General features: G+C 51.7%; 26 protein-coding genes and 4 pseudogenes. 20 read left to right on the top strand and 10 right to left on the bottom strand.

All coding sequences use genetic code 11. The annotated features are described in order from the left end of the window. The first annotated feature begins 13 nt into the window (after positions 1–13). Positions 14–538: a GNAT family N-acetyltransferase gene (locus EE896_RS19365; RefSeq protein ID WP_110411883.1), complete on the top strand. Its 525-nt coding sequence runs from the start codon at positions 14–16 to the stop codon at positions 536–538. Beyond that, positions 538–801 (top strand): hypothetical protein, encoded by a 264-nt coding sequence (locus EE896_RS19360; RefSeq protein WP_008924505.1) that lies wholly within the window; start codon positions 538–540, stop codon positions 799–801. The genes EE896_RS19365 and EE896_RS19360 overlap by 1 nt, the downstream gene beginning before the upstream one ends. 275 nt (positions 802–1,076) lie before the next feature. Here the strand turns inward: EE896_RS19360 and EE896_RS19355 are convergent, their stop codons facing one another. Then, positions 1,077–1,931 (bottom strand): LysR family transcriptional regulator, encoded by an 855-nt coding sequence (locus tag EE896_RS19355; protein ID WP_105099592.1) that lies wholly within the window; start codon positions 1,929–1,931, stop codon positions 1,077–1,079. A gap of 74 nt (positions 1,932–2,005) precedes the next feature. Between EE896_RS19355 and EE896_RS19350 the strand changes: the two are divergent. Further along, a pseudogene (locus tag EE896_RS19350) lies at positions 2,006–2,518 on the top strand (EamA family transporter); the annotation flags it as partial. 381 nt (positions 2,519–2,899) lie between these two features. Here the strand turns inward: EE896_RS19350 and EE896_RS19345 are convergent. Continuing rightward, a complete protein-coding gene (locus EE896_RS19345; protein ID WP_039661665.1) occupies positions 2,900–3,676 on the bottom strand; it encodes an SDR family NAD(P)-dependent oxidoreductase in 777 nt (258 codons plus the stop codon). Positions 3,677–3,852: 176 nt separating this feature from the next. On the opposite strand from EE896_RS19345, the gene EE896_RS19340 reads away from it, so the two are divergent. Next, a complete protein-coding gene (locus EE896_RS19340; protein WP_110411896.1) occupies positions 3,853–4,773 on the top strand; it encodes a LysR substrate-binding domain-containing protein in 921 nt (306 codons plus the stop codon). Between the two features lie 175 nt (positions 4,774–4,948). On the opposite strand, the pseudogene EE896_RS22695 reads toward EE896_RS19340, so the two are convergent. After that, positions 4,949–5,336, bottom strand: a pseudogene (locus tag EE896_RS22695) (LysR family transcriptional regulator); the annotation flags it as partial. A gap of 202 nt (positions 5,337–5,538) precedes the next feature. On the opposite strand from EE896_RS22695, the gene EE896_RS19335 reads away from it, so the two are divergent. From EE896_RS19335 to EE896_RS19285, 11 genes are all read left to right on the top strand, one after another. Further along, positions 5,539–5,820 (top strand): hypothetical protein, encoded by a 282-nt coding sequence (locus EE896_RS19335; RefSeq protein ID WP_039661652.1) that lies wholly within the window; start codon positions 5,539–5,541, stop codon positions 5,818–5,820. A gap of 51 nt (positions 5,821–5,871) precedes the next feature. Next, positions 5,872–6,216 carry a carboxymuconolactone decarboxylase family protein gene (locus EE896_RS19330; protein ID WP_039661650.1) on the top strand — a complete coding sequence of 115 codons (345 nt, stop codon included), beginning with the start codon at positions 5,872–5,874 and terminating at the stop codon, positions 6,214–6,216. 63 nt (positions 6,217–6,279) lie between these two features. Beyond that, complete coding sequence (locus EE896_RS19325; protein ID WP_140915905.1) at positions 6,280–6,963, top strand: cupin domain-containing protein; 684 nt, start codon at positions 6,280–6,282, stop codon at positions 6,961–6,963. Continuing rightward, positions 6,956–8,080, top strand: a complete 1,125-nt coding sequence (locus tag EE896_RS19320; protein ID WP_039661645.1) for a flavin monoamine oxidase family protein — start codon at positions 6,956–6,958, stop codon at positions 8,078–8,080. Before EE896_RS19325 ends, EE896_RS19320 begins: the two co-directional genes overlap by 8 nt. 71 nt (positions 8,081–8,151) lie before the next feature. Further along, positions 8,152–9,507: a glutathione-disulfide reductase gene (gene gorA, locus EE896_RS19315; RefSeq protein ID WP_140915904.1), complete on the top strand. Its 1,356-nt coding sequence runs from the start codon at positions 8,152–8,154 to the stop codon at positions 9,505–9,507. A gap of 192 nt (positions 9,508–9,699) precedes the next feature. After that, on the top strand, positions 9,700–10,719 hold the full coding sequence (locus tag EE896_RS19310) for an alcohol dehydrogenase (protein WP_140915903.1): 1,020 nt from the start codon (positions 9,700–9,702) through the stop codon (positions 10,717–10,719). Between the two features lie 505 nt (positions 10,720–11,224). Then, a complete protein-coding gene (locus tag EE896_RS19305; protein ID WP_140034027.1) occupies positions 11,225–12,658 on the top strand; it encodes an aminotransferase-like domain-containing protein in 1,434 nt (477 codons plus the stop codon). A gap of 85 nt (positions 12,659–12,743) precedes the next feature. Next, on the top strand, positions 12,744–13,460 hold the full coding sequence (locus tag EE896_RS19300; protein WP_008924539.1) for an AzlC family ABC transporter permease: 717 nt from the start codon (positions 12,744–12,746) through the stop codon (positions 13,458–13,460). Positions 13,461–13,474: 14 nt separating this feature from the next. Beyond that, entirely contained in the window at positions 13,475–13,753 is a 279-nt protein-coding gene (locus EE896_RS19295) for an AzlD family protein (RefSeq protein WP_238343247.1), read from the top strand. A gap of 83 nt (positions 13,754–13,836) precedes the next feature. Beyond that, a complete protein-coding gene (locus EE896_RS19290; protein ID WP_153574583.1) occupies positions 13,837–13,998 on the top strand; it encodes a hypothetical protein in 162 nt (53 codons plus the stop codon). Between the two features lies 1 nt (position 13,999). Further along, positions 14,000–14,521, top strand: a complete 522-nt coding sequence (locus EE896_RS19285) for a LysR substrate-binding domain-containing protein (RefSeq protein WP_110411903.1) — start codon at positions 14,000–14,002, stop codon at positions 14,519–14,521. Between the two features lie 12 nt (positions 14,522–14,533). On the opposite strand, the gene EE896_RS19280 is transcribed toward EE896_RS19285, so the two are convergent. Then, positions 14,534–15,211, bottom strand: a complete 678-nt coding sequence (locus EE896_RS19280; protein WP_110411985.1) for an alpha/beta fold hydrolase — start codon at positions 15,209–15,211, stop codon at positions 14,534–14,536. Between the two features lie 188 nt (positions 15,212–15,399). On the opposite strand from EE896_RS19280, the gene EE896_RS22800 reads away from it, so the two are divergent. Beyond that, positions 15,400–15,531 (top strand): hypothetical protein, encoded by a 132-nt coding sequence (locus tag EE896_RS22800; protein WP_008924543.1) that lies wholly within the window; start codon positions 15,400–15,402, stop codon positions 15,529–15,531. Beyond that, entirely contained in the window at positions 15,528–16,106 is a 579-nt protein-coding gene (locus EE896_RS19275; RefSeq protein ID WP_140915901.1) for a PLP-dependent aminotransferase family protein, read from the top strand. The genes EE896_RS22800 and EE896_RS19275 overlap by 4 nt, the downstream gene beginning before the upstream one ends. A 275-nt stretch (positions 16,107–16,381) precedes the next feature. On the opposite strand, the pseudogene EE896_RS22950 reads toward EE896_RS19275, so the two are convergent. Then, positions 16,382–16,492 (bottom strand): annotated as a pseudogene (locus tag EE896_RS22950) (IS110 family RNA-guided transposase); the annotation flags it as partial. A gap of 144 nt (positions 16,493–16,636) precedes the next feature. On the opposite strand from EE896_RS22950, the gene EE896_RS19270 reads away from it, so the two are divergent. Further along, positions 16,637–16,876 (top strand): type II toxin-antitoxin system Phd/YefM family antitoxin, encoded by a 240-nt coding sequence (locus EE896_RS19270; protein ID WP_140915900.1) that lies wholly within the window; start codon positions 16,637–16,639, stop codon positions 16,874–16,876. A gap of 113 nt (positions 16,877–16,989) precedes the next feature. On the opposite strand, the gene EE896_RS19265 is transcribed toward EE896_RS19270, so the two are convergent. The 3 genes from EE896_RS19265 to EE896_RS22915 form a co-directional block, all read right to left on the bottom strand. Beyond that, positions 16,990–17,622, bottom strand: a complete 633-nt coding sequence (locus EE896_RS19265; RefSeq protein WP_008924546.1) for a LysE family translocator — start codon at positions 17,620–17,622, stop codon at positions 16,990–16,992. A gap of 655 nt (positions 17,623–18,277) precedes the next feature. Then, the gene (locus EE896_RS22920; RefSeq protein ID WP_085980543.1) at positions 18,278–18,562 is read right to left on the bottom strand and encodes an integrase core domain-containing protein; all 285 of its coding nucleotides are present in this window, start codon (positions 18,560–18,562) and stop codon (positions 18,278–18,280) included. Positions 18,563–18,643: 81 nt separating this feature from the next. Beyond that, a complete protein-coding gene (locus tag EE896_RS22915) occupies positions 18,644–19,108 on the bottom strand; it encodes an IS3 family transposase (protein WP_373681451.1) in 465 nt (154 codons plus the stop codon). Here EE896_RS22915 and EE896_RS19250 point away from each other — a divergent pair. After that, positions 19,096–19,428: a hypothetical protein gene (locus EE896_RS19250; protein ID WP_219848848.1), complete on the top strand. Its 333-nt coding sequence runs from the start codon at positions 19,096–19,098 to the stop codon at positions 19,426–19,428. The genes EE896_RS22915 and EE896_RS19250 overlap by 13 nt on opposite strands. A gap of 282 nt (positions 19,429–19,710) precedes the next feature. Here the strand turns inward: EE896_RS19250 and dapC are convergent, their stop codons facing one another. After that, positions 19,711–20,913, bottom strand: a complete 1,203-nt coding sequence (gene dapC, locus EE896_RS19245; protein WP_039661630.1) for a succinyldiaminopimelate transaminase — start codon at positions 20,911–20,913, stop codon at positions 19,711–19,713. 504 nt (positions 20,914–21,417) lie between these two features. Here dapC and EE896_RS19240 point away from each other — a divergent pair. Continuing rightward, positions 21,418–22,044: pseudogene (locus tag EE896_RS19240) on the top strand (transposase); the annotation flags it as partial. A gap of 62 nt (positions 22,045–22,106) precedes the next feature. Here the strand turns inward: EE896_RS19240 and EE896_RS19235 are convergent. Continuing rightward, entirely contained in the window at positions 22,107–23,564 is a 1,458-nt protein-coding gene (locus EE896_RS19235) for a YncE family protein (protein ID WP_140915621.1), read from the bottom strand. Positions 23,565–23,600 lie beyond the last annotated feature (36 nt).

The following is a 23,600-nucleotide window of genomic DNA, read 5'->3' as shown; positions in this document are numbered from 1 at the left end:
AAGAGCCTTACCGATGGAAATAACAGAAGCAGATAAAAAACATATTCCTGCTATCCAGCAGATTTATGCTTACCACGTATTACAGGGCACCGCTACTTTTGAAACCGAACCGCCGGATGCAGCTGAAATAGCAGCCCGACTGGAAAAGGTGCGTTCAGCAGGACTGCCCTGGTTTGTGGCGGTTGAGGACGGACAGGTCCGGGGGTATTGCTACCTCTCCTTTTACAGGGAACGTCGCGCCTACCGTTTTACCCTGGAAGATTCCGTCTATATGGATGTCAATTATCAGGGACGAGGCACCGGTAAAATGTTGTTATCCCATGCGATAGCCTGGGCAGAAGCCCGTGGCTTTCGCCAGCTCGTAGCCGTGGTGGGAAATAGCGAAAACAGGGGCTCTCTTGCTCTGCATAGTGCCGCAGGCTTCAGCATCACCGGCACACTCCGGTCGGTAGGATTTAAGCATGGGCGCTGGCTCGATACGGTCATTCTGCAGCGCACGCTCGGACAGGGCGACGCCACGCCTGCGGAGAGCAATTGATGACAGACGGACATCTGACCGGGCGCAATATTTTCTGCGTTGGTATGGCACAGCTTATCAACTGGGGAATTACGTTCTACATGCCCGGCGTTTTCGGAACCGCCATCATGGCAGAGACGGGCTGGTCTCCGGTGGTGACTTTCTCTGGCCTTACCGTTGCCATGCTGGTCATGGGGCTGGTTTCGCCGCTGACAGGTTATGTCATGGCTCGGACCGGCGGACGATTAATGATGATGGCAGGGACCGTTGCTGAAAGTTTCTGATGCAGCCTGCGGAAATTGATGTTCTGGAGGTATCTGCGTCGATTAAAGTCTGACTTGCGAGGGCTGCAACTGCAGCCTTATTTCAGGAGCGGACATTACTTATGTATAAAATCCAACATAACAGAGCATTTTTATGTTACAGGGACATATCAGCGATATTTGCCAAAGACTAATCGATAACTGGGTAAAAGAAACAGGAGTGCTTTTTACAAGGAAACCTTTCACACAGTAATGATGAGATAAGAACATCTGATTGCAGTCATCTTATTAGCCATTTAAAGCCGGAATGATTGATGAAGCGCTTTTGAAAGCAGATCTACAGCTTCGTCCCCATATGATTGGGCGCTTCGTATGAACACGATATTATGGTCAGGAATAGTAGGCATATTCTCAAGAATAACCATGTGGCCTGATACCTTTCCCCGATCCATTAAACTTACGGCCAGTCCTGCTTCGACACATGCCTGGACCGCCTTACTTGAATGGCTCTCCAGCACGATGCGCGAACGTCGACCTGAAGCTTTGAGCGAGGCGGTAATAGCCTTACGATAAATACATGGCGCTGCGTAGACAGCCAGAGGCAGGGGGGTTTCAAGCGCCACAGTATTGTTCAGAGGACCTACCCAGACGGGCGTGGTTGACATTAACAACTGCGCATCGGGACTGGTTTTTTCTTTAGGCTGGACGACCACTGCCGCATCCAGTTTTCCTCGATCTATCCACTCTTCAAGCTCGTTACTGGGCCCCATTTTCAACTCCATTACAACGTTCGGCCACGCCGCACTAAATGGAGGAAGTATCTCCCGGATAACCTGAGCAGCATACTCATCAGGCATGCCAAGGATGATTCGCCCGGTGAGATTCGCCCCATGAAGGTCAGCCAGTATCTGATCGTGCGAGCGCAGGAGCTCTGCTGTTGAGCGCAGAAGCTTTTTCCCTAGTGCAGTCAGCATTACGGACTGATTATCGCGTTGCAGTAACTGCCCACCTGCAACGACCTCCAGACGCTGAATGTGAATGCTCACTGCCGCAGGACTCTTATGGAGGAGTTTAGCTGCAGCGCTGAATTTTCCTGTTCGTACGACAGCATGAAAAGTGCGAAGTAGCTCGATAGAAAGCGTTGTGGTCAATGTTTACCTTCTTTAAACCAGTTGTACATATCATTTTGATTTACCAGATTACACCCATCTATTACCTTTTTGGAATGAGCAAAATAAATCAATTTCAAAGAAAAAAATCGTTAAGCCTTAACTGGCTTTATACCATTCCTTTGCCGCTGCTTGAGGTAGCTTTACTGTTTTCCTGGAGTTCAGGCTTCATCGGCGCACGCTTTTCGATTAATTACGCCCCAGCATTACTGGTCGTGTTCTGGCGCTATGTTTTGTTAACGCTGCTCCTCTTACCCTTCGTGTTCCGACCCCTGTTAAAAATACCTTCCAGAGTACTAATGATAAATGCCGGAATCGGCCTGCTGGCCATGGTCGGATACATGATCGGTGTGACCCAGGGGATTGCATTAGGTGTCCCGGCGGGACTCGCAGCCCTGTGTGCTGACCTGCTTCCGTTGGGAATGGCGCTGCTGGCGACAGCATTTTTGGGGGAACGGTTAGCCACCCGGGTCTGGCTTGGGCTACTCACGGGACTGCTCGGCGTGATATGGGTGACCCGTAACGTGCTCACTTTTGGCAACGCCCCACTCTGGGCTTATGGTTTGCCGGCAGCCTGTCGATATATACGTTTTCAGCCCGCGCAGCCGTCACATAGGATGCGGTGAGGCAGGCATTAAAAGCAGCCAGCAGCAGCTCCTGCGGGCCGGGTGCTGAACTGCTACCGCCCAGCAGCTCAGGTTCATCAGAAAGAATCCGGTGCCCCGTGCCGCTCAGTGTCTGTCCATCTACGATGGATGCATTACAGACCGTCTCACTTTGCAGTCCACCCTGCCAGCAGGTACTGACGCTGAAAACCGCCTGTCCGGGAGTCTTTTCAGCTGAACTGTCGTCCGGCTGATGATGCCGCGGGACCGGTGCAGCCTTATTCGTGTATGTGTCCATGTGAATAACCTATCTGGCCCGGACGCATGGGTCCGGGCCGGGTAAAATCAGGCGTTGCGACCAGCCATCACGCCACCGTCAACATCCCATACGGCGCCCGTGACCCAGCCGGCTTTGTCAGACAGCAGGAAACATACGGCTTCAGCGACGTCCTGCGTCGTACCGACACGACCAATCGGATGGAAGCTGTCAAAGCTGTTCATGACGTCCTTAACGTCATCTTTTGGAATAAAGCCTTCATAGATAGGCGTATGAACCACTGCTGGCGAAACGGCATTCACGCGGATCCCTTTTTCACCCAGTTCAACGGCCAGGTTTTTCGTCAGCGCATGGAGGCCAGCCTTTGCCATTGAATAAGCAGATGACGGCGTTGCGCCGATAGCCTGTTGTGCCCACATAGAACCGATATTCACGATAGAGCCTTTGATATTCTCGCTTACCATATTGCGGACCACGTCACGGGTAATGAAGAATGACGCACGGTTAATGGACATATACATGTCGTAATCCGCCTCTTCATGTTCGGTGAACGGTTTCGGGAAGAAAACGCCGGCAGCGTTAACCATCAGGCTGATGTCTTTATGCTCGCGGTTAATGACGTCAGTCACGTGATGCATGCCTTCTTCCGTCATGAGGTCGGCGACGATGATCGAGACCTGACCTTCAGCTGACAGCGTGCTGCGTGCCTGCTCGGCTTTATCCTGACGGTTTCCTACCAGGACCACGCTGCCACCATTTCTGAGCACCTGACGCGCAGTTTCAAAGCCCATGCCGCTTGTACCGCCAACAACCAGAAGTTTTTTACCTGAAAATAATGCTGTCATCATATACCTCAATCTTTAAATTAATTTATGGAGTAACGGAAAAGGCCGTCATCTCCCTGCCAGAAAGAGATTGCCATGAGACCAGGGGCCGAGCGAGGCATAAGAACTTGCACGACGGGAAAGAAAAGCTATCTCGACAGGAATCTGTGTGGCAGCATAGAGGCCGGAGGAAACCTATGCGATCACTTAACAGACTGAAATGGCTTCATGCCTTTGAAGCAACCGCGCGTCATGGAAGTTTTAAAGGGGCGGCTGACGAGCTGGGCGTGACGCCTGCAGCCGTTGGGCAACTGGTCCGGGCACTGGAAGAGTGGGTCGGACATCCCCTGTTGTTGCGTTCCCGCAGCGGAAAAACACGATTAACGCTGGTCAGTGAGGCTCAGGATGCCCTGCAGGACATCTCACATGGCCTGGATGAGCTTGAGTCAGGGCTGAACAAGCTGCGCGGGCGCAGAGCGCGCTCGGTGATCCTGTTAACGGCTTCCCAGGTTCTGCTGATGAACTGGCTAATGGAGCGCCTCAACCGGTTTTCAGAGCAACATCAGAACATTGATATCCGTCTTGACGTTACGGAACGGTTGTCTGACGTGATTCATGGCGAGGCCGATCTTGGCGTGAGGTGCGGACCTGGCGACTGGGCAGGCCTCAGCAAAACCTGGCTGATGGATGAGGAAGCCGTCATCGTCTGTAGCCCGCGGCTTCTTGGAACGGGTGCCCGTCCCTCGCCGCAGTGGCTGGCCGGTGAAAAACGGATACAGGATGACACCCCCCATCCAGGTGCCGGATTTCCTTCATGGGATACCATTTTCGAACGGCTCAAGGCACCACCTGCAGGCACCACAACTTTACACATCAACTCAACGGCAGCGGCGATCATGACCGCCCTCAGCGGGCGTGGCGTGGCGGTCGTGCGGCGCGCACTGGTGCAACAACTGATCGATACCAACCAGCTGGTATTGCTTTTCCCGGAGCACCGCTGGCCCCTGACGTGGTCTTATTATCTCGTCATGTCAGAGCATTCAAGGATGCGACCTGAAGTTAAAATACTGCACGACTGGCTGGTTCAGGACGTCAGTGACAGTCAAATCAGCAGTTAAAATTCACTGTGCGGCCTGCTCACGTATCCACTGCCGAAAAAAGTGCAATTCTGGGCAGATTTTCACAACCGTATTGACAGACAAAATACCAGGCCCGCGGTGAACGCAGAGAAACGTTCGGGCACAACCGCACCCGCCGCCAGCTTCTGATATCGTCCTGAACACTCAATGCCGGAAGCCGGATATCAATATCCGGCCAGCGACTCTGAAGATCCTCGATGCGCGGCAGCAGCAATTCACCGCAAGCGCAGGACTCAGGGTGATGTTCAGTGTCCCGCCCGTAGCGCCTTCCCGCAGACGCGTCATTCCCAGACTCTGTCTGTCAAACCCCGCCTGTATGTCAGGCAGGGCTCTGGATGCCGGTTCAGTAAGCACCAGACCCGCCCGACGGTTACCGTGCCTCTGAAAGAGAAGGTAGCCCACCGTATCCTCGAGCGTTCTGACCAGTTGTCCGACGGCTCTGCAGGCGTGACATGTAATTCTTCAGCCGCCATTGAAAAACTCTGGTGGCGCGCGCTGTCTTCGTATGCACGCAATGCATTGAGATGGACAGAGATTTTGATATGAGAAAGAAATTCTTTTCCGACAGTCAAGATTATCTGGGTTGTCCACCTTAGGTAACCTTCCCATAATGCGCAACAGAGACAGGGTAATGCATGATGAGGCAGAACAAATCCCTCCCTGAAAATGTTAAGTCGCATCAATTTATTCCGGCTCCAGGTTACGGAGACCGGATCCGCCACAACTTCCGACAAGGAGTACCGTATGGCTTATCTGCAAATTACGCTGAATATCAGTGAAGAACATCGTGAAGCCGCCGCCGGTATTTATCAGAAATATAAAGCGTCTTTTCTGAAAAGTATTGACGGTGCTGAGTCCAAAGAACTGCTCGTGCGGGATAAAGATGTTCAGGTTTTACATGGCTTTACGTCTGCAGTTCAGGCGGAAGCCTACCTGACATCCCCGCTGTTCACACAGGACGTGGTAGCCGCGCTGAAACCCTATCTTAACAGCGCACCGGACGTCCGTATTTACACCGTTGCCTGACGTGTTGGCGAACGCTTCGCCTTAACTCTGCAATAACTACCGGAGATTATTATGCTTTTAGACTGGAATGGCCATCGCGATGAACTGCTTGGCGTAGTGGGCGAGTATGCAAAACTGCAGCCAGAGTTCATGAAAGGCCTGATGAAAATGGATGCCGGTGCGTCGGCGATGGGGCATCTGGATAAGAAAACGCACGAGCTGATTGCGCTGGCCGTGGCTATCACTACCCGCTGTGACGGATGTCTGTCCGTTCATGTTAAAGCGGCGGCGAAACATGGCGCTACCCGGGAAGAAATCGCCGAAGCCCTCGCCGTCGCAATTTCACTGAATACCGGTGCGGCTCTGACCTATACGGCACACGCGCTTGATGCGTTTGATGCATTACCAAAACCGTAAGCAACTGACGACGGCGCCTCGCACCCGCGTGCTGAGCGCCGTCGTGCTGAAATGGATAAAACAATGTTAGTTAATCACGATTTCGCCCGCCGGGCTTCTGTCAGACCCGCAGATTATGACTGGGTCTCTTCCCCCCGGACGGGAGTCGATCGTGTCATGCTTGATCGGACCGGCGCAGAAAAAGCGCGCGCAACCAGCATCGTTAAATACCTGCCTGATTCTCATTTTCCTGAACATCATCATCCGGACGGAGAAGAAATTCTGGTGCTTTCCGGCGTATTTTCAGAGGGTGAGGATCACTATCCTGCTGGCTGGTATATGCGGAATCCGCCTGACTCTGCGCACAGGCCGTCAAGTGTCAGTGGCGCCACGATCTTTGTGAAACTGCGGCAGATGCAGCAGGGCGAGCATGCCCGTTTAAGGCTGGACACGAACGACCGTGATAACTGGCATAACGCGGTTAACGGCGAGGAATGCCTGCTTTTCAGCAATGCGTATGAAAAGGCGACGCTCCGCCGGTTCCACCCTCACAGCCCGATCCTGCCGGATGCCCTGAACAGGGGAGCGGAAATTCTCGTGCTCAGCGGCACCCTTTATGAAAACGGAGAGGCATGGCCTGCCGGCAGCTGGCTACGGTTTCCCGCGGGTGACATTCCCTGCCTGACATCTGGAGAGACCAGTACCTTAATTTATCTTAAAACCGGCCATCTGGGTCAGGCGGCGCTGACGGGTTCCCGGCATGAATGAACATGTGCAGGTCGCCATTATCGGCGCGGGTCTCAGCGGACTTTATGCCGCTTACCAGCTTGAAAAGGCCGGTATCAGCTATGTGGTACTGGAAGCACGGGCGCAGACCGGAGGCAGGATCATTTCCTGCGCAGGCGGACCGGCTCCCTCCCTAAGCGGGGCGGAAGCGGAAGGGCGGGTTGACCTTGGCGCAACCTGGATCTGGCCCTCTTTTCAGCCCCAACTGGCAGCCCTGACGGCCGAGCTGGATATTGCGCTGATACCACAGGCTGAAGACGGCGACATGCTCTATGAACGCGCTCACCATCAGTCCCCCTCCCGTCATCCCGGCTATGTTTCGTCTCCTCCGTCTATGCGGATCGCCGGCGGGATGCGCCAGCTCACGGAGCGCCTGGAGGCGCGGATAGCAGCTGAACAGGTTGTCACCGACGCCCGCGTCATACGCATTGAACGGACCGTCGGTAAGGTTCAGGTACATACCGTTTCGTCTGACCAACGCGGTCGTATGTTTACGGCGCAGGCCGTTCTGCTGGCCTTGCCTCCTGCTCTCGCCGCCCGTATCGAATACCTTCCGGCACTTCCTGCCCGGCTGACCGGGGAGTGGGCCGGTACCGGCACCTGGATGGCCCCTCATGCCAAATATGTGGCCATCTATGAGCATGACTTCTGGCAACAGGCAGGACTGTCAGGTGAAGCCCGGAGTGGCGTCGGCCCCATGGCTGAGATCCATGATGCCTCCGTTCCAGGCCGGGTTAGTGCCCTTTTCGGCTTTATCGGCATCCCGGCACGGTCACGGTGGACTACCAGTGAGGAAAACCTGAAGTTGTTATGCCGGGCGCAGCTCATCCGGTTGTTTGGAGAGAAAGCCGGGGAGCCCGTTGCTGAATACTTAAAGGACTGGGCAGATGACCCCTTTACCGCCACGGAAAAAGATTTACTCATTCAGGCCGGACATACGGTTCCAGCTGCTTACCCTGACCACGGAGCGTGGGCGGACTGCCTGCGCGGAATAGGCAGTGAATGGTCAGCGCAGTTTCCGGGATACCTTGCAGGTGCAGTTGAGGCCTCTCTGGAGGGCGTCAGGCAGGTGCAGCAGAAACTCGTAAGAAAGAACTGAATATCTACGGCCGGGGGCGTGAATCAGCACGCGCCGGCTTCCCGTTTCTGAAGGCTGGCTGGAGAATATCTATGACCCGACATTTTGATTACATTGCAATTGGCGGCGGCAGCGCCGGAATCGCCTCCGTTAATCGCGCGGCTGCGCATGGAAAAAAATGTGCCCTTATTGAGAAGGGGCCCATCGGCGGAACCTGCGTAAACGTGGGATGTGTGCCAAAAAAAGTGATGTGGTATGCCGCACAGGTAGCAGAAACCATCCGCACTTACAGTTCCGGCTATGGCTTCAGCGTGTCGGGGTGTGAATTTGACTGGGCTACGCTGGTGAAAAACCGCAGTGAGTACATTGAGCGCATTCACGGTTCCTATGATGCGGTGCTCAGCAGGAACGCGGTTGAAGTCATTCAGGGAACAGCCCGCTTTACCGGCCCCCGCAGTATTGAGGTCAATGGCGAAACGCTGACGGCCGATCATATTCTTATCGCCACCGGCGGGCACCCCGTTCGTCCTTCTGTATCCGGCGCAGAGCTGGGAATTGATTCGGATGGTTTCTTTGAACTGAGCGCACAGCCCCGTAGGGCAGCCGTCATCGGCGCGGGTTATATTGCCGTTGAGCTCGCGGGCGTGCTGCATTCTCTCGGTACGGAAACACATCTTCTGGTTCGCGGTGATAAACCTCTGCGCCATTTTGATCCTCTGCTCGGGGATACCCTGGCTGCCATGATGGATGAATCAGGGCTCCGCCTCCACCGTCAGGCCGTTACCACGTCACTGTCAGCAGAGCCGGATGGTTCTGTGGCGGTGGTCACGGCTTCAGGAGAAAAAATTGTAGTGGATGTCGTGATCTGGGCAACCGGCCGCAAACCCAATACATCCGGCTTAAACATTCAGGCAGCAGGGGTGGCGCTCAGTGACGAAGGTTACGTCACTGTGGATAAATATCAGAACACCTCCGCGGAAGGCATCTATGCCGTTGGTGATATTACCGGTCAGCTTGAACTCACGCCGGTTGCCGTTGCCGCCGGTCGTCGCCTGGCTGAGCGCCTGATCAACAACAGGCCGGATGAGCATCTGGATTACCAGAATGTCCCCACTGTCGTATTCAGCCACCCACCTGTCGGCACTGTCGGTCTTACTGAACCCCAGGCCCGTGAAAAATTCGGCGACCAGAACGTTAAAATTTACAGTGCGTCATTTACCGCGATGTTCACTGCAGTAACGTCCCACCGTCAGGCGACAAAGATGAAACTGGTGTGCGCCGGGCCCGATGAGAAGGTTGTGGGTATTCACGGCATCGGAGAAGGTATGGACGAAATCCTTCAGGGCTTTGCTGTGGCACTCAAAATGGGCGCGACCAAACGAGATCTGGACAATACCGTGGCAATTCATCCCACCGCTGCCGAAGAGTTCGTCACGATGAAAGGCTGAAAAGCCTGAGCGGAAGAACCGGCCGGCATTATCAGACTAAGGAGCGATAGGCCCGGCGCAGGGGCACAGCGAGCGATATTGCCTCTGCCCAAATCTGAAATCAGATTCCCGCGTACCGGCAGCACCACTGCAAAAATGCTGCTCGTCCGACAGCCCTTAAATACTTTTTTATATCAAACAGTGGAATGAAAAATGAATACATTCAAGGCAATGCAGATTACCGAGCCAGGCAGAATGGAACTGGTAGAGCGCCCAGTGCCGGTGCCTGGTTATGGCGAGGTTCTTCTGAAGGTCGAAGCCTGTGGCATCTGCGGGGCGGATTCCGGCGCAGTTGAGGGGCTTGAAAAGAATACGACTTATCCGCGCATTCCAGGCCATGAAGTGGTGGGGCGCATACTCTCTCTGGGGCAGGGCGTTCCCTCGTACCTTTCTGAAGGGCAGCGGGTCGGTGTAGGGCGCCTGGGGGGATACTGCGGCGAATGCGAGCAGTGCCGGCAGGGTCAGTTTGTGCTTTGCACTGATCAGCCTGTCACCGGCAGCTCCTGCGATGGCGGCTATGCGGAAATAATGCTGGCGCGTGCCACGGGGCTGGTTCTCATTCCCGACGATCTGCTCTCTGCAGAGGCGGCTCCGCTGCTCTGTGCAGGGATTGCCACTTTCAACGCGCTGACCAAATCAGGCGCCCGGCCGGGTGATACAGTCGTTATTCAGGGTATCGGTGGTCTGGGGCATCTGGCCATACAGTATGCACAAAAAATGGGCTACAAAGTTATCGCGGTAGGACGCGGAAGTGATATCAGGCAGGATGCCCTTAACCTGGGGGCTCATCAGTACATTGATACGCTACAGTCAGACCCCGTTGCAGAAATTAAAAAGGCTGGCGGCGCGCAGGTTATCCTGACGACTATTACTAACAGCGAGGCCGCTTCCGGGCTGGTGAAAGCACTCGCACCACAGGGTAAATTTATGGTTGTGGGTGCCGGCAGCTCCCCGCTTTTGATCATGCCCGGAGCAATGGTCGGAAACGAGTTAAGGCTGGAGGGCTCTCTTACCGGCACACCTTACGAAACAGAACGTGCCCTTAAATTCAGTCTGCTGACCAGCGTACGTGCACAGATTGAAACGGCACCGCTGGCTGAGGCTGAAAGTGCTTATCAGCGCATGCGTTCGGGGGACGTGAAGTTTCGCATGGTGCTGAGAATGGATCTTTAACGTTTACGAAGACTGTCTCAGTCTGGCCGAACCAGCCCGGGCAGGCAACAGGGCTGGGCGGCTCAGTTCCCGCGTGATGAGTCAGGGGGCCGGCAGGTTCCTCCGCCCGGTTTTCCGTCATGCCAGCGGTCCGCTATCTGACTGCCAGCTGAAAGGAGCAGCCTGCACCTCATTCAGACAGACGTCCGCGTGCCCTGTATCCGCTTTATCAGCTGCCCCTCAGATAAACAGTGGGCATTCATGATGACCGCAAACGCATTACGCTGGAAATGAAGAAAAAAGATCGACCAGTCTGAAAACAGCCCCCTTCATCGAAGCCGTGAAATATAGCAAACATATTTCTCATAATACCCTAACTGACTGAATGGTTACAGCCACAGTAATCATCAATATTAATGGTCACAGTTAGCGGGAACTGACGCGTGAAATTGTCATAAAAACAGCATTGTCAGGCCACATGGCCTGATATAAATTGTGTCCATCCTGATCAAGAAATATGACATATATGCATCTATATGAAACGATTGCGGATGACATCGCGCGCTCAATCCTGCGCGGACAACTGACGCCCGGTACACGTATTCCGTCCGTCAGACATTATGCGGGACAATATGAGGTCAGTGTTAACTCGGTCAAAACCGCTTACCGGCTTCTGGAGGATCGCGGGCTGATCTCCGCACGACCTCAATCCGGCTATTATGTCCGCGACAGCCTGCCTGAACTCTGCCACCTGCAGGAAAGTTCGGTGAACAGCAGAGAAAGCGCGGTGCCTTTATCCGGTCTGAACCGGCTGCTATCCGTTATTCTGGAAAATCAGCTGCGCGGGGATTGTATTGATCTTGCGCTTGCGTGCCCGTCTGGCGATAGGTTTTATCCTGCCGGCCGGCTGAAAAAAATCACAGCCCAGCTGCTGCGCTCAGCATCCGGGTTCAGCACAACTTACGCCATGCCGCCCGGCTCCCCCCGCCTGCGCTCACAGATTGCCCGACGCGGTCTGCACACCGGCATGATCCTCTCTCCCGATGACGTAATCATCACTCACGGCACCATGGAGGCCATTAGCCTGGCCGTCCGGGCGTCAACCCTTCCCGGTGATACCGTTGCCGTTGAATCACCTACTTTTTACAACCTGTACCCTATGCTGGAGGATCTTGGCCGTCGTATTGTGAATCTGCCTACCCATCCTCAGAGCGGAATGTGCCTGGATACCCTTGAATCTCTTGCAGAGCAGCGAAAAATCTCCGCGGTGATTACGATACCCAGTGGCCACAATCCACTTGGCTTTGTCATGCCTTCAGAAAATCGTCAGCGCCTGGCCCGCATGGCTGAAACCCGGCAGTTCGCCGTAATAGAGGATGTCATGTATGCCGAACTGCAGTTTGGCGATACCTGCATACCCAACATTCGTGCCTTTGATCGTGATGGCTGGGTGATGGTGTGTGCAAGCTATACCAAAACGGTTGCGCCAGACTTTCGCATTGGCTGGCTGGACGCCGGACGCTTTCGCGATGTCGCCAGGCAGATGAAGTTTACCTCCACTGTCGCTGAGTCCGGATTATTGAGTGAAAGCCTGGGGATATTCCTTGAGAACGGCGGATATGACCTGCACCTGCGCCACCTCAGGCGATTATATGAACGACAGATTGATGCTGTAAGAGCCTGTATTGCAGATTATTTTCCAGCAGGCACTCGTGTCAGCCGCCCGCAGGCAGGCTTTATTTTATGGATTGAGCTGCCGGAAGGTGCCGACACGCTGGCTCTATTTCATGCCGCCCTGGATGAAAAAATACTATGTATGCCAGGCCTTCTGTGCTCCGGAAGCCGGGCATTCAATCACTGTTTCCGTATGGCAGCGTGTTTTGAACTGACGGACAGGCACCGCATGGCCATATCGCGGTTGGGTGCCCTGGCCGCTCATCAGCTGAACGAAATGAAGTAAACAGAAAACCAGAAGGCCCGCCGGTATCAGGCTTTTCAGATTGCCTGGCCCGCATGGCTCAACTAATCCATTACGGAAAAATAATATGAACAGCATAACGAGAAGCGATTCCTTCCTGCAGGGTGTTAAGGATGCGTCTCCTTTGCTCATGGCAATTGCGCCTTACGCAATTATTCTGGGGGCTCAGGCTTCCCGATCGGGCCTGACCCTGCCCGAAACAGGCTTCATGACGGCGCTGAATTTTGCTGGAGGATCGGAATTTGCCGCTATACAGCTCTGGCACGAGCCCTTGCCGGTACTGACCATTATTCTGCTGACGTTCCTGATTAACAGTCGCCACATCATAATGGGGGCAGCCCTGACGCCCTATATCAAGCATCTTCCCCGTCGTCAGATATTACCTGCCTTATTTTTTATGGCCGATGAGGGCTGGGCGGTCACCTATGCGAAAATGCTAAAAAACGCTGCCACTTTACCGCCTGAGCAGTCGTTTACCATGGCTTATTACCTGGGGGCCAGCTTTCCGTTTTATCCCGTCTGGGTTGGATTTTCAGTCACGGGTTTTCTTGCGGGCCCCGTGCTTGGAAACATTGAGCAGTACGGTTTTGCTATTGCTTTTCCTGCCACCTTTATCGTCCTCCTGCGTAGCATGTGGAAAGGCCTGGACGCAGCCATCCCCTGGCTTATCAGCCTGACGGTGGCCGCAGTCTGTTATCGTCTGGTACCTGGCCATACCTATGTGCTGGCAGGGACGTTCAGCGGCATATTTTCAGCATGGGTACGGGGAGTGAAAGTAAAATGACACTGGCTGCATGCATGACAATTCTGGGTATGGCAGTGGTCACCTATCTGACGCGCATCCTGGGTTATCTTATATTGAGGAAACGTAGCCTGAGTCCCGGCACGCGCAGCGTGCTGGAAAGTGCGCCGGGATGCGTGATGATTTCTGCTATTGCTCCTTATTTTGCTTCCGGAAATCCGGCACAAATCATTGCATTGATCGTTGCGGCAGGCTGTGCCATCAGGCTGTCGATGTTACCAACACTGATTATTTCCGTCGCGACGCTGGGCATTCTTCAGCTAATAATATCCTGAATTTCCTGGCCCTCTCACTACCGGTTTCAAATGATGAATCTGCGGACTATTCTACGCCGCGGGCGGTGGAAATCAGCGTTGGCGTGACGAAGATCCTGAAGGAAGCGGAGCGACTGATGATGTCTGAAGTGACCTTCGTACAGGCAAAAAGTACGCAGTCATTCTCGGGCCGTATGGCAGATTTGCTGGGCCTGATGCTGCTACCTGATTTGTTGTCTATCGTGACAGGTCAGCCCCGGGTATAAAATTAATATTGAGCACACACCTGTCGATAAAACAATTCCTGCCCTGGAAGACGGCGACCTGAATTGTGTAGTCAGCTCTCAACTCCGTCACACGTCTGGAATTGTCAGCGACCCCGTTATCACCGACAGGCTCAACTGTATAATGCGCCAGAACCATCCGCTATCTGATGCACCGCTGACACTGTCTGAGTTTCTTAGCGCCAGTCATCTGCACGTTGCAACGAGTTCTGCGGATGTTCGCTTTGTGGACAATATACTGTCAGGTCAGCGTTTCAGCCGAAAGATTGCCGTCACGACACCGCACTGGCTGACGCTGCCTTTTGTATTAGTGAAAACCGACCTCATCTCGGTAGTGTCAGAAAAGATGGCATCCACACCTCTTTTTTCCGGGCTTCAGAGGATAGAACTACGCTTTGAAGCCCAGCCTGTTAGCTGGAACCTCTACTGGCATAAGCGTGACGAGAACAATGCGGCACACCTGTGGCTGAGGGAGCAGATATACAGGGTTTGCAGGGTAATCTGACTTTTAAGGTAATTACAGGCCATTAAGGCTAATCCAGTTTGAAATCATCTGAGCCAGTTCCCTGGGTTTCTCAAGCGGTATCATGTGCCCGCTGCCTTCAATGATTTCTGCCGGACACCGGAAAAGCTCAGAAAGTTCAGCCGCCTCACTGAGGCTTCTGAGCCTGTCTTCTCCGGCTGCAATAATCAGCACCGGACAGGTCAGTTCCCTGACGGTTATTCCTCCGCGTTTCAGCAGGGACTGGGCTCTGAATACTTCCGGGCCAAGGCGTTTTCCCATTTCGCGAATACGCCCCAGCAGAGCTGTATCATCATGAAATTTCGGATGAAGCGAATGCCTGATAGCGGCAGGACTTATCCCCCTGAACTCACCCGAAAGCACAGCAGCATCCAGCCGTTCTCGTTGCCGGTATGAGTCTTCACGCAGTGAAGTGGCAATAAGGACCAGGCCGGCAACTTTTTCCGGAGCCGTTTCGGCTATAGCGCGGGCAACATATCCTCCCAGCGAGAACCCTGCCAGTACAAAACGCTCAGGAAGCGACGCGACGATCCCGGCAGCCATCCCGGCAATACTTTCTTCCTGACCAAGGCTGACGCGGCAGAACGTCTGACCGGGCGGATAAACGTCGATGAAGTCATCCCACAAAGTTTCATCAAGCATGAACCCGGGGATCAGTACGAGAGGTGTCATATCCTGAACCATTCCTCATTATTTATGTCCGGAATGCCATCCTGCTGATGGCATAAGGTTTCGTCAAGGTTGGCAGGCCGGGATACTCAGCATTATTCAGCAACTGAATAAGCGCCTATAAATTATCGATTTGAACTCTCTTTCTGATTCTTACACAGTCGTTTTTTTGATGCTCTGCAGGATAATACATGAACCTTTCTGGCACGCTGAAGCCCATACCTGCTGAGCAGGAGAAACTGGATCCCCGGCAGCGCCTGATTTCCGGATTTTCTGAGATAATGCATATTGTGTGCATCCGCTTGCAGAAAACGATCGCATGATAGCGAGTATTTATGATGACTGCGTGCGTCATGGGAATCCTGACCGTGTACCGATTTATGCCTCAACATCAAAAATGACTCTCCCGGGTGCCGGCGTTGCATTTATAGGGGCGTCTGGCACCAATAAGACATGGTGGCTCAGGCATGCATCCGTCTGGAGTGTCGGTCCTGATAAGGTCAACCAGCTTCGGCAGGCCCGTTTTCTTAAGAGCCCAGGGAATATACGGGCTCTGATGGAACAGCATCGTCAGGTTCTCAGGCCCAGGTTTGAACTTGTTGATGCCATTTTTTCTTCGGTTTTAGGCTGCCAGCAGCACGTATCATGGTCCCGTCCTGAAGGGGAATATTTTGTCAGCCTGCATGTACTTCCCGGCACTGCCAGTCGCATCGTCCAGCTAGCCGCTGTGGCAGGTGTGCGATTTGCCAGACCGGGCTCGTGTTATCCCTATGGGCGTGACGATTACGATGCCCAGCTCCGGCTAGCCCCCTCCTGGCCCGAAAAAGAGACGCTCAGACTCGCACTTACGGTAATTGCCATCTGCATTGCTAAAGCGACTGCAGAGAAGTTTTTATGACACAGGTTGACGACCTCCTTTAAAAATAAAAGTTACTCATAAGAACGTCCTGAATTTCCTTATTCTCGTTATTTGAATCTCAACTGTTTCTATAGTCACTTTTATGAGAGCAAAATTGCCAGTGTCCGCCTTTCGCTATTAGCGGACATTGGCTTGGCGTTAGTTCGGTTTAAACCAGGAATGGACGTTGCTAACATCGGGATGTACTAATCTGTAGGTATCAGGTCACGAACCTATTTCGACATGCGGGGACGACGACGTACCGACGTGCCTCAGCGATTCTCAACCGGCTCCACACCCATAAAGGAGTAGCATTTATGGCTGCGTAGCACGACAAGCATAAGCATTCCCAGCTGAGGAACGACAGACTTAATTGATGTCATAAGAATTTTAAAGATCAGACTTCCTGGCTCCCTCCTTAATCTTTCCGTTGCAAGGGCGTCGTCCTGACAAGAAATCGGGCAAATTTTAAATTGTAGTTACTTGAGTACAGGTTGCATATTGCTGTTTAACTGATGGGAGTTAATAACATGCATTCAATCAATTTTACCGATGCCCGTAAACATTTCGCAGATACGATGAAGCGGGTCACCGACGACGCTGAGCCTGTGCGCATTTTGCGCCGCGAGGCACCTGATGTTATGATAGTTGATGCGGAAGAGTATGAAGCACTGATAGAAACGGTGTATCTCTTTAGCAACCCGGCGAACGCTGCGCATATTAATGAGTCAATGAAACAGGCGGAGCGCGGCGAGTTTGTTAAAGTGTAATATTAAGTTCACTACAAATTGCGCCGACGATCTCAATGACTGTCGCGATACGAAGAAGCCCCAAATCGGCAGTAGCCGGACGCTGAACAGAATCGCCACAAACGCATAATTTTTTATTTTTTTGATTCCAGAGCAATTCTCACTGCCAATCCTGCAAGCACAGTACCCATTATCCAGCGTTGCGCTTTAAGCCATGCAGGTCGGCTTGAAAGAAATTTGGCTAAAGTTCCTGCCATCATCACAATAGTAGCATTGACTACCATGCTGATAGAAATCTGTATGCTTCCGAGTTCCAGAGACTGAGTCAGTACACTCCCGTGCGCTGGCTGGATAAATTGTGGCAATAAAGATAAATACATAATGGCAACTTTAGGATTTAATACATTAGTAATGAAACCCATGATAAAGAGTTTCTTTGAGGAATCTATGGGTAAATTTGTAACAGCGAAAGTAGACCTGCCTCCAGGTTTAACTGATTGCCAGGCCAGATATAAAAGATAAGCAACTCCGGAAAAACGAAGTAGATCATATGCATAAGGAATGGCAAACAGGAAAGCTGTTATTCCTAATGCCGCACAGAGTATGTATAAAACAAACGCAAAAGCGATACCACCTAAAGATATCAGCCCGGCTTGTCTTCCCTGGCATACAGACCGAGAGATCAGATAAATCATGTTTGGGCCAGGAGTTAACACCATTGCAAGTGCAATCAAACCAAAAGCTATAAAATGAGTATGATCAGGCATGTTTCATCTCCAGGTGTGGAAAATCATTTAACTAAATAGTCATCATTACAGGCTGCTGATACAATAGGATTTATATAATACAGGCACAGCGGTATGCCATGATTAAACATTTAAAAAATAAATTTTTTCACTTATTAACGCTGGCTTTAAGTGATTTTAGAGAAGTGGCTAATGATTGTTTTTATCACGATTAACTATGCAGGTAAAGTACATTTTCATTATAACAGGAGATGTAATACCAACTCCCCGAGAAAGTGATAGTAGTTAATTTTGCTAATCATTAGTCTTAGTTAACGAGCGGGATAATTATTCTTCACAAACCTCATTAAAACATAAAATACATATTGAAAACCATCCTGATTGAATGTAGGCCTTATTTGGAAAATTATTCTCAAGCGCCCGGTTGTTTTTTTACAAGGGTAAAAGTTCTTAAAAATAAATCCCACGATATTTTTTTGCATTCATTTAGTTTTTGTTTATTCTAAATTAAAGTCAGAATTATGCTTTTATAATGAATTTTTCGTGACAGTTAAAAACTAAAGTGGATATCTATAAGAAAGTGAGAAGATTCATTGTTGACCTGCTCCCCGTTGATTTATATACACCGGTTTTAGTAACGTCTTCATAAGTGACTCTGACCCCGTATATGATCCATTCATAATCGGGAATAACCGGCTTCATTATGGCTGCATATTCTGGCAACCAGCAGATTTTTGGGCAAATTCGGAGGGGGCATACAGCCCACTGCAGAATGGGGACGTCTCTTGTTAAAGAGTATGCGCCAGGACTCGATCTTGTGCAGTGCATCCTCCAGAGACATGAGCCAGTTATCATTCAGGCATTCCTGACGCAACCAGCCGTTGAAGGACTCGACTGTAGCGTTGTCCGAGGGTGCTCCCGGGCGTGAAAGTCGATCCTTCTCCCACTTTCGTACACCCATCTGTCCAGCATTTTTCCTGAAATTCAGAACCACTATCGGTTTTTAGCTACTGCGGCAAAGGACGCCTGAGCGTTATGCTGTTCAGCATTTCTGCCACTTCTGTTGAACGCAGATTCTGCCCGACGCAGATCCCAGGCATTCGTCGGTGTAAAGGTCGATAACCTTTAGCAGGCGCAGTCGTCGCCTGTCAAACAGCACGTCCGAGACAAATTCCATGCCCCAGACGTGATTCGAATACAGCCCCTGAGGCTGAGGCTGAGGCTGTGGCTGCCGGCGCTGCGCGGATTTATTGCGCCGTGGACGTTTGAGGCGCAGTAACAGCGCCTGCTCGCTGAAAAGCCGGTAGATCCGTTTGTGGTTATTGCGACAGCCTTCCCGCCTGAGCATCACGTATACCCGGCGATATCCATGGTGAATTCGCGTTTCGGTTATCTCATTCTGATGTAAGACAGCTAGCCACTGACATTCAGACGGCCAAAGAGCATACGCTGCGTGAACCCGGTTAACGATTAAAGCTGATGCATCCTGCGGATATGAATCAGTCAAATTTTGCTGCTGTAGAAGGGCTGTCTGCGGCCAGGGTTACCTGTGCGTTTCAGGCGTCCTCAACGCCTGAGGAGGTCACCTCAGTCTTTCCATCAGTAAGCGAACTCTCTATCAGCGATCACAACGCTCTGCCTGATGTCACTGAGAGAGCCCCGGCAAGAGGTATCAACGCAGAGAAATTAGCAGGTAAGTTTCGTGAGCGCATTAAAAGTGAGGCATATGGCGACAGGACGGACCCCGCCTTTAAGACAAAAATAATCAGTTATTTTTGCGCTGAAAGCGCAGCGCCCAAAAAAGATCGTTTAGCAAAAAAGTCTTAACTGAATAACATCTTTCCTTACTGCCTGCAATTTTCGTGATTTGGGGCGGGTCAAAGCAACTCTCATCGGATGCGAAGCACGTCATGCATCCTGGACGAAGGGGCTTTTTAGTCAGATTAATGCGACGGCACGCGGTGAAGCGGAGTAAAGCTTGCAGCTGGCATGGATCGCCGTATGCATGAAAACCTGACCAGATAAAATTAAGAATAGCCGGTGTTAACAAAGTCGAAGATGATCTGAGACCACCGGCTGGTTAGCGTTTATCATAAATGCTGTAACCGTTTACCTACGATAGGTAGACAGAAAATCCCTTATTCGTGTGGCCGCCTCCACACACTCTGCAACAGGTGCAACTAATGCCATTCGAATCCAGCCTGCGCCCGGATTGATGCCGTCAACCTCCCGGGAAAGATATGAGCCTGGGATGACTGTAACATTTGTATGACTAAAGAGTTGCCGGCAAAAGTCGGTATCGTCACCAGGGACTTCGGCCCAAAGATAAAAGCCTCCGTCAGGCTTCTTCACCTTAAGAACAGGGGTCAGAATTTCAAGAACCGCATCAAACTTTTCCCGATAAAGAGAACGGTTGTCGCGAACATGTGCCTCATCCCGCCAGGCCGTGGCGCTTGCGAGCTGGCTATGCACCGGCATTGCGCAGCCATGATATGTGCGATAGAGCAAAAATGATTTGAGAATCTCTGCATCACCAGCCACAAATCCAGACCGAAGGCCTGGCAGGTTCGATCGTTTTGAAAGACTGTGGAAAACAACACAGCGCTTAAAATCGATACGGCCCATCTCTGCGCATGCGGTCAGTAAACCCGGAGGGGGCGACAACTCGTCAAAGTACAATTCGCTGTAACATTCATCGGCTGCAATAATAAAATCGTATTTATCCGCAAGGCTAATGAGTGATTTTAGCGTTTCAAGAGGGATAAGTGCACCGGTAGGATTGCCTGGGGAACACAGGAATACAATTTGACAACGTGTCCAGATATCCGCTGAAACAGCCTCAAAGTCAGGAATGAAACCGTTACTCTCAAGGCATGGCAGGTAATGCGGAGCCGCCCCCGCCAGGATCGCAGCACCTTCATATATCTGATAGAATGGGTTTGGGCTGACCACCAAACCTTCGACATTAGGTTCAACAACTGCCTGGGTAAAGGCAAATAATGCTTCTCGTGTTCCGTTTACCGGTAGAACATGACGACTGGCATCAAGCCATCCCTTTGGGACGCCAAACCTCCTTTCACACCAGTTTATGATTGCCTCGCGCAATTCAGGGATACCCAGAGTTGCGGGATACACCGACATTTTATCGAGACTGGAAATAAGCATTTGTTTGACCATTTCCGGGGCCGAATGTTTAGGCTCTCCGATCGACAGTGATATAGGCGTTAGATTTTTATCAGGTTGAATTCCAGCAAGTAAGGCTCGAAGTTTTTCAAACGGGTAGGGGTGAAGTTGTTTCAGCGCAGGGTTCATATCGGTCAACACTCCAGCATTTCTGAGTTGAGAGAAATATCGTGACGCAAGCCGCAAATCCTTATCAAAGACCACTCTGTATCATGATCGTTCTACTTATCTGATTTGTCTGAATGGGTCTTGATAATTATGAAGTCTCTTCTTTTGCTTGAGCGCGGCACGGTATAAATTTTGCTCAGATCTTATAAACTGAATATAAACAGAATAGATTTAGAGTGCCTTCATGCTTTATAAATTGATATATGTGCTTGTAATATAATAATATATATTTTTTGCAATACTTTTCTATTCAGGCATGTAAACTGAAAATCCGTCCTTAATCGTGGTGTTTTTTCTGCGATTCTCTACTCAACAACCCAAAATCGAGCATTATGCTATTTACATTCTGCAATCAAATATTCTGCTCTGCCTCCAGTATTAGATAGTGTAAGTATCCCGCATAATCGAGCCATTCACATTTAAAGACCTTCCGGCATACTCATTTCGCCAGCGAAGGAGATCGCTATGCGTAAAGCCCGTTTTACTGAGCATCAGATCATCACAGTAATGAAGTCGGTTGAAGCCGCACGAACAGTGAAAGACGTCTGCCGGGAGGCCGGGATCTCTGAAGCCACATACTATAACTGGAAGTCTAAATATGGTGGCATGGAAGCATCTGATATTAAAAAGATAAAAGATCCTGTGGACGTGAACCGACGGCTTAAGCAGCTGTTTGCCGACCTCAGTCTTGAAAATCGGGCACAGAAAGACGTTATCGAAAAAAAGCTCTGAAGCCAGCCTTTAAGCGTGAGCGGGTGACGCATCTGATAACGACATTCGGACGGAGTACCCGTCAGGCCTGCAGGACTCTGAACCTGAGCAGAACGGTTTACTACTACCGTCCTGACAGCACGCTGACGATCTCGTTATTTCGCGTTGCAGACGGCGGCTGAAAGTTATCCACGATACGGCTTCCCGAAGCATTTTCAGGTTCTGAAGCGGCAGGGATATCAGTGGAACCATAAGCGGATCCACCGCATTTACTGCCTGCTGAAACTGAATTTTCGTCGCAAAGGCAAAAATCGTCTGCCGGTACGTAGCCCATCGCCGCTGACCACACCTGAAGCGCTGAACCAGAGCTGGTCTGTTGACTGCCGCAACAATAAAAAAGCCAGATCCCCATGGAGATCTGGCTGACAGCAGCAAAGAGAGGATTAACGCACCTGAATCTGCACAGGCTTACCGTGCTGATCGGCGGTGCCTTTTACAATCACCAGATAACGTCGTTCATCTGCATGATGGCTATTCACCACCTGACGAATCGCACCGACGGCATTAACGATCGCTGCACCAGCCGGGTTGGTCATAAATTGTGCCAGTGGCTCCAGCTCACCTTTTCCTTCAGCATCAGACGACAGCGCCAGCAGATAGGCCTGCTTTGGTTCCAGCCCGGTTGCAGACGCCTGCAACACCTGGGTCAACCCCTGATCGAACAGGGTCAGCGTGGTTGCAGCCTGCGCCCCTTGCGCAGCATTTACCTCTTTCAGTGTCAGGTGTGCTGCCTTACCTGCCAGGCCCAACGGTACCAGGTTCTGCTTACCATCGCCCTGCGGCACGGCGTTGGGCACATAGACCACCGCCTGCGGTGCCTGACCAATTGGAATGGTCGCGATCACTTTATTGCTCAGGGTATCAATCGCCGTCAGGGCGTCAGCGTTTTCCAGACCGACATAAACACGACTTCCGTCACCCGATGGCCAGACGCCGTGTGGCAGATTGCCTACCGGAATGGTTGCGACCTGATGGAAATCATCGGTACGGTAAACGTTTACTTTGTTCAGGCCACCAATAGTGACGTAAGCAAAGGTGCCTTTAGCGTTATGCACGATATTGACGTGGTTAGTAATCGGACCGCTGTCGATGGTTTTCAGCAGTGTAAACGGTGGGCGCGCATCGAACACCTGCACTTTACCGACATCTTTGAGCGTGAACCAGACCTGCCGGCCATCAGGCGTGGCGGCTATATTGGGACAGAACGGACTGACCTGTTTAATGCTGCCGATAATTTTATGCGCTTTTGCGTCCACCACCACGGTTTCGGGGTTGAAGGAGGAGCAAACGTAACCGTATTGACCGTCCGGTGAGAAAATCTGCATGCCCGGACCGCCAGGCACGGTAATACGCGTTTTCTCTTCCCCGCTGTTGCCATCCAGTACCGCAATATAATTTTCACCGCGTACGGTGACCCAGATTTCTTTGCCATCGGGAGTAAAGAACGCTTCATGCGGTGCTCGACCCACATAAGTCACATGCTTCACTGCGTTGGTCGCGGTATCAATCAGGCTGACAGAGTTGGAACCAATTGAAACAACAGCAAGGGTTTTGCCATCTGGCGAAAAACCTAGTCCATGTACCAGCACCTGGCCTTTATAGAGTGGACTAAGGTTGGCCGGTTGCGCATCACCCAGTTTAATCACCCCGAGCAGGGTATTGCTGGCGGGGTCGGTAACAGAAACGGTGTTGGAGAACTGCTCTGCTGCGTAAACGCGGTCATGATGACTCACGCTGATGTCCGCTGCAGAGGCAGCATAAGGCGCTTGTCCCGCCCAGGCGAACGACGACGCCAGCGCCACTGTTGCCGCAAGGATTGAGCATACAAATGGTCTTGTCATGGTGTATCCCTTTTTACTGTCGGTTGTTTCAAAGGC

This window comes from Pantoea eucalypti (assembly GCF_009646115.1).
GTDB classification, from domain to species: domain Bacteria; phylum Pseudomonadota; class Gammaproteobacteria; order Enterobacterales; family Enterobacteriaceae; genus Pantoea; species Pantoea eucalypti.
Note: the sequence above shows the minus strand (reverse complement) of the source record. Positions and strands in the feature narration are given on the sequence as shown.

Coding starts and splice junctions, on each gene's coding strand:
- EE896_RS19365 (WP_110411883.1), top strand. CDS start 14: ATGGAAATAACAGAAGCAGATAAAAAACATATTCCTGCTATCCAGCAG.
- EE896_RS19360 (WP_008924505.1), top strand. CDS start 538: ATGACAGACGGACATCTGACCGGGCGCAATATTTTCTGCGTTGGTATG.
- EE896_RS19345 (WP_039661665.1), bottom strand. CDS start 3,676: ATGACAGCATTATTTTCAGGTAAAAAACTTCTGGTTGTTGGCGGTACA.
- EE896_RS19340 (WP_110411896.1), top strand. CDS start 3,853: ATGCGATCACTTAACAGACTGAAATGGCTTCATGCCTTTGAAGCAACC.
- EE896_RS19335 (WP_039661652.1), top strand. CDS start 5,539: ATGGCTTATCTGCAAATTACGCTGAATATCAGTGAAGAACATCGTGAA.
- EE896_RS19330 (WP_039661650.1), top strand. CDS start 5,872: ATGCTTTTAGACTGGAATGGCCATCGCGATGAACTGCTTGGCGTAGTG.
- EE896_RS19325 (WP_140915905.1), top strand. CDS start 6,280: ATGTTAGTTAATCACGATTTCGCCCGCCGGGCTTCTGTCAGACCCGCA.
- EE896_RS19320 (WP_039661645.1), top strand. CDS start 6,956: ATGAATGAACATGTGCAGGTCGCCATTATCGGCGCGGGTCTCAGCGGA.
- gorA (WP_140915904.1), top strand. CDS start 8,152: ATGACCCGACATTTTGATTACATTGCAATTGGCGGCGGCAGCGCCGGA.
- EE896_RS19310 (WP_140915903.1), top strand. CDS start 9,700: ATGAATACATTCAAGGCAATGCAGATTACCGAGCCAGGCAGAATGGAA.
- EE896_RS19305 (WP_140034027.1), top strand. CDS start 11,225: ATGCATCTATATGAAACGATTGCGGATGACATCGCGCGCTCAATCCTG.
- EE896_RS19300 (WP_008924539.1), top strand. CDS start 12,744: ATGAACAGCATAACGAGAAGCGATTCCTTCCTGCAGGGTGTTAAGGAT.
- EE896_RS19295 (WP_238343247.1), top strand. CDS start 13,475: ATGACAATTCTGGGTATGGCAGTGGTCACCTATCTGACGCGCATCCTG.
- EE896_RS19280 (WP_110411985.1), bottom strand. CDS start 15,211: ATGACACCTCTCGTACTGATCCCCGGGTTCATGCTTGATGAAACTTTG.
- EE896_RS22800 (WP_008924543.1), top strand. CDS start 15,400: ATGAACCTTTCTGGCACGCTGAAGCCCATACCTGCTGAGCAGGAGAAA.
- EE896_RS19275 (WP_140915901.1), top strand. CDS start 15,528: ATGATAGCGAGTATTTATGATGACTGCGTGCGTCATGGGAATCCTGAC.
- EE896_RS19270 (WP_140915900.1), top strand. CDS start 16,637: ATGCATTCAATCAATTTTACCGATGCCCGTAAACATTTCGCAGATACG.
- EE896_RS19265 (WP_008924546.1), bottom strand. CDS start 17,622: ATGCCTGATCATACTCATTTTATAGCTTTTGGTTTGATTGCACTTGCA.
- EE896_RS22920 (WP_085980543.1), bottom strand. CDS start 18,562: ATGGGTGTACGAAAGTGGGAGAAGGATCGACTTTCACGCCCGGGAGCA.
- EE896_RS19250 (WP_219848848.1), top strand. CDS start 19,096: ATGAATCAGTCAAATTTTGCTGCTGTAGAAGGGCTGTCTGCGGCCAGG.
- dapC (WP_039661630.1), bottom strand. CDS start 20,913: ATGAACCCTGCGCTGAAACAACTTCACCCCTACCCGTTTGAAAAACTT.
- EE896_RS19235 (WP_140915621.1), bottom strand. CDS start 23,564: ATGACAAGACCATTTGTATGCTCAATCCTTGCGGCAACAGTGGCGCTG.